Source organism: Trichothermofontia sp. (genome assembly GCF_053493415.1).
The window spans coordinates 1-9,635 of record NZ_JBRCAD010000083.1; the positions used below are offsets into that span (position 1 = coordinate 1).

The 9,635-nt window shown below is 52.5% G+C and carries 7 protein-coding genes; 5 read left to right on the forward strand and 2 right to left on the reverse strand.

Annotation, left to right across the window (positions count from 1 at the left end):
* Positions 1–98: 98 nt before the first annotated feature.
* Positions 99–1,049 (reverse strand): class I SAM-dependent methyltransferase, encoded by a 951-nt coding sequence (locus tag ACWIUF_RS07000; protein ID WP_448571569.1) that lies wholly within the window; start codon positions 1,047–1,049, stop codon positions 99–101.
* 498 nt (positions 1,050–1,547) lie between these two features.
* Between ACWIUF_RS07000 and ACWIUF_RS07005 the strand changes: the two genes are divergently transcribed.
* The 5 genes from ACWIUF_RS07005 (at position 1,548) to ACWIUF_RS07025 (ending at position 8,144) form a co-directional block, all read left to right on the forward strand.
* Complete coding sequence (locus ACWIUF_RS07005; protein ID WP_448571570.1) at positions 1,548–3,749, forward strand: PAS domain-containing protein; 2,202 nt, start codon at positions 1,548–1,550, stop codon at positions 3,747–3,749.
* A 60-nt stretch (positions 3,750–3,809) separates the two neighbouring features.
* Positions 3,810–4,652 carry a sensor histidine kinase gene (locus ACWIUF_RS07010; RefSeq protein ID WP_448571571.1) on the forward strand — a complete coding sequence of 281 codons (843 nt, stop codon included), beginning with the start codon at positions 3,810–3,812 and terminating at the stop codon, positions 4,650–4,652.
* Between the two features lie 200 nt (positions 4,653–4,852).
* Positions 4,853–5,548 carry a diacylglycerol/polyprenol kinase family protein gene (locus ACWIUF_RS07015; RefSeq protein WP_448571572.1) on the forward strand — a complete coding sequence of 232 codons (696 nt, stop codon included), beginning with the start codon at positions 4,853–4,855 and terminating at the stop codon, positions 5,546–5,548.
* Positions 5,549–5,611: 63 nt separating this feature from the next.
* Positions 5,612–7,057 (forward strand): hypothetical protein, encoded by a 1,446-nt coding sequence (locus tag ACWIUF_RS07020; protein WP_448571573.1) that lies wholly within the window; start codon positions 5,612–5,614, stop codon positions 7,055–7,057.
* A gap of 4 nt (positions 7,058–7,061) precedes the next feature.
* Positions 7,062–8,144 carry a M42 family metallopeptidase gene (locus ACWIUF_RS07025; protein ID WP_448571574.1) on the forward strand — a complete coding sequence of 361 codons (1,083 nt, stop codon included), beginning with the start codon at positions 7,062–7,064 and terminating at the stop codon, positions 8,142–8,144.
* Positions 8,145–8,305: 161 nt separating this feature from the next.
* Here ACWIUF_RS07025 and ACWIUF_RS07030 read toward each other — a convergent pair.
* On the reverse strand, positions 8,306–9,635 hold a 1,330-nt coding region (locus tag ACWIUF_RS07030; RefSeq protein ID WP_448571575.1), incomplete at its 5' end, for a hypothetical protein.

A 9,635-nucleotide genomic window follows, 5' to 3' on the forward strand; every position in this document is an offset into this window, starting at 1 on the left:
GTGCGACGGGCATTACGGGCCATGACAGGGGCCTCCATTTGTCTGGGTTGAGACGTGCGGGGGGGTCGCGTGGACACCAGGGAATCCAGTTCCTCAACCTAAACGCTCTTCTGGGCGATCAGGGTACGGTGGCGAGGGTCACTGGCGACGGTAACCTGGTGGGTGAAGCCAACGGTTGCCAAGAGGGCTTCCAGATCCAGGGTATAGTACTCATCGCTCCAGGGTTCGGTACTTTTCATCAAGGTGAACAGGACCGGGGGTAGGTTTTGGATAACCGGGGATTGGGGATTATTATCCACGATCGCGAGATATCCCCCCGATCGCAACAGTCGTAACCCTTCCTGGAGAATCGCCTGGGTGGCGGCGTGGGGGAGTTCGTGGGTGAGGAATTGCAGGGTAATCAGATCAAAACTGGCATCAGGAAGCCCCGTCGCTTCGGCTTGGGCGTGGAGCCAGGTGGCAATTTCGCCTTGGGTATCCCGCACTTTGGCCACCGCTAGCATATAGGGAGACAGATCCAGGCCGACGGTGCGCGGTGGGAGCGTTTGGCGCTGGGCATAAAACCGATGGAGCGCTAGGGTGGAAATGCCGATCGAACACCCCACATCTAAGATATCCCGCACCTCAGCGGGACCATAGGCCGCTAAAACTTGGTGAAAGCTCGATCGCAGCCGCGCCTGCGCCGCTTGCCAGGTGAGGGATGCCTGGGGCCACACCCGCAGGGCCATCGCATAGGTTGCCGGTTCTGCTTCAAAGGCAGCTTCCCAGCAAAGGTTGCCGCGATCGTAGGCGTGGAAGGGCACTTGATAGTAATCGGGGTAGGTGACCTCCGGATTGGTCATCGTGGCTAACAAGGACTTGGCTGCCGAGGCTTCTAAGTCCTGACAGGTCTGCCGCCAGGAAATTCCGTTTTTTTCGGCGGTTTTAATTAACACCTGACGGGCCTGTTGCTTCATCAGTGCATAAAGGGGCTTCGTCTGAATCAGCCAATTCACAAACTGGGATAAAGCGTCTTCCCCGGCCCAATCCGGCTTTGTTTTTGTATGCATATAGTCGCAAGTAGTGATGAAAGCACTGTTTCCCATTGTAGCCGAATCGACGGCGTCTCCTGGGGGAGATGCCGAATTAGGGGAATGCGATCGGGGAAGGCACCTTACCCCTGTGGGTGGGGTGACGAAGACGATATTATAGAGTTAGAAAGCGGGTACTAACGATCACCGCATTAGGTTAGGTTATGTGGGTGGGTGTTAGGGTGTTTCATCCCTTTACTGAAATAGGCACCAGCGGTATCGCCAGACTGGATAGTTCGCTCAAGTTGACAGACACCGTTAACGGATCATAATGAGTAGTCGCATATAGAAACTCTAAGAAATATCTTAATTCTTAATTAGCTAAATGAAATTAGTAAAAGATATCTCTAAAAATGCCGATTTTCGCAACTGCACTCACGTAAACATAAGAGGTTGAAGCGAGCGATGGAGCTACCCACCTCAAGGAACTAGACTTCCCTAAAGACAGTACTTAAAAAACAGCTAACCTCTCCCAAGATGTCTGTAGATTCTGATTTAGCCTTACGTCAATATGAACGTATTTTTGCAGCCATTTCTGATTGTGTTGCTCTTGTCGATCGCGACTATATCTACCAAATTGTTAACCAGGCATATACCATCTGGAATCATAAAACCTATGAAGAGATCATTGGCCATTCGGTGAGTGATTTATTCGGGGAGGAGGTGTTCCAAACGCTCCTAAAGCCACGCCTTGATCAAGCTCTATTAGGACACATTGCCTATTTGCAAGAATGGATTCACTATGCCGATGGCCATGATCGCTTTGTGCGGGCCAGCTTTTCGCCCTATGTGGAACTGGATAATACCGTAACAGGGGTCGTGATTGTAGTCCATGATATCACCGATTTGAAACGGGCTGAAACAGCCCTTGCGATGGCTGAGCAGCAGCAACGATTGATCCTACGCCTGAACCATGTGGGCACCTGGGATTGGGATATTGTGCATGATCAATTGACTTGGAATGAGGAGTTATTTGTCCTGTTGGGACTGGACCCCAAAACAACGACACCTAATTACCAAGTTTTTCGGAGCGTGGTTCACCCGGAGGACATTGGTCCTTTAGAAGCGAATTTGAAAACAGTTCTGCGCACTGGCAGCGACTTTGAGCAGGAATATCGAGTCGTTTTACCCGATGGATCAAGTCGATGGCTCATTGCCAAGGCCCAGTGTTTTCATCACAATGGTCAACCCGTCCGCATGGCGGGGATTTTACTGGATATTAGCGATCGTAAGGCAGCGGCAATCGCGCTACAGAAACAAAAGCAATTTACCGAGCAAATTGCCGAATCCAGCCTTGCAATCCTATACATTTACGATCTGGTTGCGAATCGTAACGTGTATGTCAATGCCCAAGTTGAAGCGGTGCTTGGTTATTCACCGGCTGAGGTGCAAGCAATGGGTAGTGAGCTGTTCCCAACCCTGGTGCACCCCGATGATCTGCCCGGGCAATGGGTTTCCTATCAGCGGTGTTTCAACTTACAAGATGGGGAAATGCTGGAAACCGAGTATCGGATGCGACACAAGCAAGGGGAATACCGCTGGCTGCTGAGCCGCGATCGCATTTTGAACCGCACAGAAAGCGGCGCACCCCGGCAAATCCTGGGGGTCGCGATCGACATTACCCGGCTGAAACAAGCCGAAGCCGCTTTGTACCAGCAAACCCGCCGTGAGCAACTGGTAGCAGCCATGACCAACCGCATTCGGCAATCCCTGGATTTAGCAGAAATTTTAGCGATCACGGTCCAGGAGGTGCAGCAGGTTCTCCACGCTGATCGGGTGTTGATCTTTCAACTGCACCAGGATGGGTCGGGGATTGTGGTTGCGGAAGCGGTAGTTCCGGATTACCCGGTGACCGAGAAAATGCGCTGGCTCGATGAATGTTTCCCGGATGACTGCTACGAGTTTTATCGCCAGGGCCAGCCCCGCATTGTGCCCAACGTAGCGATCGATCCGTGGGCCAGTTGTCTGACCGAATTTATGGCCGAGGTGGCGGTCAAGGCCAAGATCGTCGCCCCGATCGTCCAAGCGCAGGGAGAAGGCATTACCCAGCCGCAGGTGTGGGGGTTGCTGATTGCCCATGCCTGCCATGACTATCGTGACTGGCAGGCCGACGAAGCCGATTTACTTCACCGCGTGGCCGATAATTTGGCGATCGCAATTCAACAGGCTGCCCTCTACCAACAATCCCAACAGGAACTCGCTGAGCGGCAACGGGCGGAAACGGCCCTGCAAGCCTTCAACCGGGAGCTTGAGGCACGGGTCCAGGAGCGAACCCAAGCTTTGCAACAACAGGTCGAACAGGAACACCTGCTACGGGTGATCGTGCAAAATATTCACCGCTCCCTGGATATTGATGAGATATTAGCGACGGTACTGACGGAAACCCGGCGAACGCTCCAGGCCGATCGGGTTGCAGTTTATCAATTTAATACGGACTGGCATGGGAGTTTTATTGCGGAATCCGTGGGGACAGGCTGGACGCCCCTCGTAGGGCAAGATGTGCAACCGATTTGGAAGGATACCTACCTCAAGGAAACCCAAGGGGGGCGCTACAAAAATAATGAAACCTTCGCCGTTAACGATATTTATACGGTGGGGCATCGGCAGTGCCACATTGAGTTGTTAGAGCAATTTCAGGCGAGGGCCTACGCGATCGCGCCGATTTTTGTGCAGGATTAACTGTGGGGCTTACTGGCTGCCTATCAAAATCATGCGCCCCGTGTGTGGCAGGAATGGGAAGTGAACCTTCTGCGTCAAATTAGCATGCAAACGGCGATCGCGCTGCGCCAGTCGCAACTCTACCAAGCTTCCCTGGGGCAGGTGCAGGAATTGGAACGTCTGAGCCAAATTAAGGATGATTTTCTCAGTACCGTTTCCCATGAACTGCGATCGCCTATGGCTAATATTAAGATGGCCACGCAAATGCTGGAATTACAGTTGGTGCGGCAGGGTATTCTAGATGGGGAGAAAGAGACATCCTTCAGCCGCTACTTTAAAATCCTGCGGGAAGAGTGCCAGCGGGAGATTAGCCTGATTAACGATTTGCTCGATCTCACGCGCTTAGATGCCAGCACCGAAGCGCCCATACTCAGTCCCATTTCCCTACATAGTTGGATCGACCATATGGCGAGTGCCTTTATGGAGCGGACTCGGCAACAGCATCAGACACTACAGGTAGAGATACCCACCCACCTCGTCCTGAAAACGGAAGTGGCTGCCTTGGAACGTATTGTGGGGGAGTTATTACACAATGCCTGTAAATATACCCCGGCGGGTGAAACTATTCGGATTTTTGCCCGGTCGCTGACCGATTCTCCCACCTCACGATCGGACCCGCGTCCAGGGGACCCGATCGCTAAAATTCAGTTGGGGATTAGTAATTCCGGTGTAGAGATTCCGCCACTGGAGTGCGATCGGATTTTTGATAAGTTCTACCGTATTCCCAATCATGACCCGTGGAAACATGGTGGAACTGGATTGGGATTAGCCCTCGTCAAAAAACTTACCGAGCGCCTAGGGGCAACCATTCAGGTGGAAAGCCATGCCAAGTGGACAACTTTCCTTTTGGAGTTTACGACTTAGCCCCTGATAACCCCGATCAGCGTGGAGGCAACTCTACCCCAACAGGGCAAAAATCCCTGTCGGGTGCCTTGATTCATAGAGGTGGGCGGCGGAGCTGCCTGCCTCAACCCTTTATAATTGCGTGGGCACAGTTGCGAAAATAGGTGTTTTTTCGAGGTGCTCTGTACAGTGACCACAGATTGGATGGATAGGGGTACGCGGTGCTGACAACCGTTTTTTCCACAGAGACCCTGCCTGGGGTTTGGGTGCAGATTGGGGCTGTCGTTGCCTGGTTAGGGACGATCGGTCTGATCGCGATGGGCCTGAGCTACGGTGTCCAGGCCGAGCCGGAACTGGTGCGCAAGGCTGTCCATATCGGGACAGGCAATATCATTTTGCTAGCCTGGTGGTTGCAGGTGCCTGCCTGGATGGGGATTGGGGCGGCGATCGTCTTTAGCTTGCTGGCCTTGTTTTCGTCCCGCTATCCCCTGCTGCCCGGTCTGGACACGATCGGGCGGCAGAGCTTAGGTACAGTGTTTTATGCCATCAGTATTGGCGTCCTGATCGCTTGTTTCTGGCAATCTGCCCCCCACTTTGCCGTACTGGGTGTGTTGGTAATGACTTGGGGGGATGGGCTAGCTGGGTTGTGTGGGCAACGTTTGGGTAAACATCGCTATACCGTTTGGGGGATGCCAAAAAGTTGGGAAGGATCGCTAACAATGGCGATCGTGAGTGGGCTGGTGAGTGGCCTGGTGCTGTGGGGAGTGATGGGTAACGGCTGGCAAATCTGGGTGAGTGCCATTGCGATCGCCCTAACGGCGACGGGCTTGGAAAGCTTCTCGAAATGGGGGCTTGACAATTTAACGGTCCCGATCGGCAGTGCGATAATAGCCTGGATTCTGTTTTTTTTGCTCTAGATTGAAAACAGATTGATTAAAATAATTAGCCAAAAAGGCTGATTGTATTCTGTATATAAAATCATGGCTAAGAAGAAGAAAAAGAAACAAAAAAACCCGTACCTGCGGTTTACTGTTCTCACGTATAACCGCATTATTGCCCTAATTGCCTTATTGAATTTGGGCATGGTGCTATTTGACATGAGCTATATCCCTTGGCGTAGTTTTTATTTTTATAATTTTCCTCGCCTCACCCAACTGTATGATCCGATCAAAGGCATTGAACCCCATCGCGAAACCGAACGGTATATCGAGGTATTCGAGCAACTCAAGGTAAATATTGTCCAATCCGGCCTACAATCTCCCCAAACCGCGAGTGATTTGCAAACCCTGCGAGAGTTGAGTGCCCAAATGATTCGGGACAACCCCTTCCAGTTGGTTAATAAGACTGGCACTCTGGAGCAAATCAAGAATCGGATGCGCGATCGGGTGGGCAATGATTCGGCTACCCAATCTTTCTATATTTTCTGGAGCGAGACGTATTTATTACAACACGGAGCCTTTGAAGAAATTAGTTTCTTTGATACCCAGATACGCCCCCTCATTGCTAGTAACTATTTTCGTCGATTTGGCGAAGATGGTAATTTTTTTGATAATTTCTGGTGGATTGATCGCTGGTTCGTTTTAATTTTTGTTGTTGACATTACCGGTCGAACCCTATTGATCTATCGTCGTTTTGATAGTCTTAGCATTCTCGATGCTTTTCTCTGGCGTTGGTATGATATTTTCCTGATTTTGCCAATCTGGCGCTGGTTACGAGTTATTCCGGTCACCATTCGGCTGGATGCCTCAGAACTCATTGAGCTAGAGCCAATTCGTGCCCAAGTGAGCCGTGGGTTTGTCGCCACGATCGGGAATGAATTAACGGAAGCGATCGTCGTCCAGGTGATCAGCCAACTTCAAAATGTGATTGAGGAAGGTACCGTCATCCGTGATTTTTTCCGGCAGGCCTCCCAAGCCTATATTTCCGTGAATGATGTGAATGAGATGGAGGAGATCAGTAAACGCCTCGTACAGATTACGGCTTGTCAGGTGTTGCCCCAGGTACGGCCCGATCTGGAAGCCTGGATGAAGCATAATGTGACAATGGCTTTACGGCAATCTCCCCTCTATCAAAGCCTGGGCAATGTTCCGGGGATCAATAACCTCTCCCAACAGTTAGCCGAGCAACTCGCAACACAATTGACTATTTGGATTGCTGAAGGTCCCCAGTCCGCCTACAATGCCGTTGCTTCCCTACCCGATGATCCCCAGGGTAGTGAGTTATTTGATCAATTGATGCGAAGTATTGGCAAACAGTTTGGCATTGGCATTCAAGAAAAAGAAATGTTTGCGGATTTACGAATGCTGATGCGAGACTTCCTAGAAGAATTCAAGTTGAATTATGTCCAAAACTTAGCTGAGGCTGATTTCGACAACCTCCTAGAGGAAAGCAAGCAAATTCAACAACGTCAATTGAAGAAAAAGTAATCCCATGACTCTCGGACCTGCGACTGATCGAGCTATCTACGATCGCTTGTTTGAAGCTATTTCAACTCTGGTTTTGCACCACTCCCCCAGCGGCCAGGAAGGGGAAGTCGATCGGGTCATTCGCGATCAACTCACGACTCTCCATGTCCACTACTGGCAGGATGAGGCCGGTAATCTGATTGCTAAGCTCCCTGGTCAAAACCCCGATCGTGCGATCGCGATTACAGCCCATAAGGATGAGATTGGCATGATCGTGAAAACAGTCAAGTCGGATGGACGGGTGGCGGTCCGCAAATTGGGGGGAGCCTTCCCGTGGGTCTATGGCGAAGGCGTTGTTGATTTATTGGGCGATCGGGCAACCATTAGCGGTATTTTAAGTTTTGGCTCGCGCCATGTTTCCCACGAGTCACCCCAACGTAGCCACCAGGAAAAGAAAGCGCTACATTGGGAAGATGCCTGGATAGAAACCAAGCGATCGGCAGCCGAACTCGCCGAGTTGGGAATTCGCCCCGGTACGCGTGTTGTGATTGGCAAACACCGGAAACATCCCTTGCGTCTCCAAGACTATATTGCCAGTTATACGCTGGATAATAAGGCATCAGTTGCCATCTTACTGGCATTAGCGGAGCAGGTAAAAATGCCTGCCGTTGATGTTTACCTCGTGGCCTCTGCGAAGGAGGAAGTGGGCGCGATCGGTGCCCTTTATTTTAGCCAGCGCCAGCACCTCAATGCCCTGATTGCCCTGGAAATTTGTCCCCTAGCACCGGAATATCCCATTGTGGATAGTGAGGCCCCGGTTTTGCTGTCCCAGGATGGCTATGGTCTGTATGATGAGGATCTGAATGACCACATTCGCCAAGCCGCAGCCAGCCTGAATATTCCCCTTCAATTAGCGGCGATTAGTGGCTTCGGGAGTGATGGTTCAATTGCGATGAAATTCGGTCATGTTCCCCGTGCGGCCTGCCTCAGTTTCCCAACCCAAAATACCCACGGCTATGAGATTGCCCATTTAGGCGCGATCGTGAACTGTATCCAAATCCTCAAACAGACTTGCGAATTGCCGCTTCCCTTTGAGGTATTTTCATAATCCCAACGCTACTTTGCTAAGAGGGTGTTTGCAAAGTCCAGAAACCAGTCGTTTGGGCGACTAAAGTCGCCACTACCAACGTACAACAACGCTGAGGACGGCCCAATGCTGAAGTTCCTAGTCGCGGTTTTAACCGCGATCCCCCCCTTTGAAAACATCCTCTAACGTAATAACTGGTCCCGTTGGGGTTGCAGGAGCCGATCGAACTCTGGGAAATAGGATAAGGAGGGGAATAGCTCTGGGAAAACATCGACGATCGCTCGGTTTTCCACCACCACTAAAAAGTCAACCGGGGCGGGACCATCAATATGGCGGTTGAGGATGCCAAACCCTGTCCGGGTTCGTCGGAGTTCGCGCACGGGGGCAGCTTGCTTGAGCCAGGTGTCGAAACTAGGGGCAGCATTCATGCCCGTGAGGGCGTCCTTAATCAGCGTGGGATCGGGCAAGGCGCGGGTACCCCGAATCCAGGCTTGCAGGAGGAGCGTCTGCCGTTGGTCAGGGGTTAACCAGGCGGCGATCGCGTGGCTAGCGGCGCTCAGGGGTAAGGTGGGCAGTTGCGCCCGCACCTGGGCCTCATCCCCCAGCGCCAGGGCCAACACCTGTTGACTCACCCAATTGCCCTTAGTTTGCCAATCTGCTTGGGCAGCAGCCAAATCCCCTTGCCACCACCGCAGGGCACCGCGACACTGGTGTAAATAGGCGGTTAATCGTGCCGAGAGTCCTGGGGTTTGCAGCAATTCGGTATAGGACTGCTCCAGAGCATTGAGGACATCAGCGTAGATACTCCCTAAGGGTTCCGTTTGCCAGACCGGGCTAGTGAGCAAAACGGGGTCCCGGAGAATTTCCAGGGTAAAGGCCGCGATCGCGTCTTCCCGCTGCCCCTGAACCAGCCAAGCCACCCCTAGGGCATACCAGCCTCCCCGTTTGGCTGGCACTAACTGCACCGATTGTCGAAAGGCCTGTGCCGCTGCCGCCGGATTTTGGGTCAGCCACAACCAGCCCAGGGTGGTATAGCCAAACTCCTGGTAGGGCGATACCTGGGTTCCCCGTTGTAAAGCCGTAATGCCCTGGCGGATGAGGGCCTGCCGCTCGGCACGATCGTTGGTTTTCAGGCTCAGGTTACCCAAATTCCAGCCCAACTGGTAGGGGTAATAGGCTTCCCAGGGAGCTAGGGTTTGCGCTTGGGTGAGCAATACCGTAAAGGTTGTGATGAGGTCACGCCGTTCCTGGGTATCGGCTGCCGTCTCGATCGGGTTAAGCAACAAAAAGGCTTGACTGGAGGCTTGCCACGCCCGGTGGATGGGGACCAACCAGAGCAGCACTGCCAACGTCCCGCCACTCATCACCAGTACCACCGCCCGTAACCAACGTCCCCCCTGGATCAGGGAGGACAACCCTGCTGGTTGTGGTAGCCGTTGCCGCCAACCCCTAAAGCTGACGCGAAGCCCTGCCGCCTCGCATAACGTTGCCGCTGGGGGTGTGCCGCCGGGG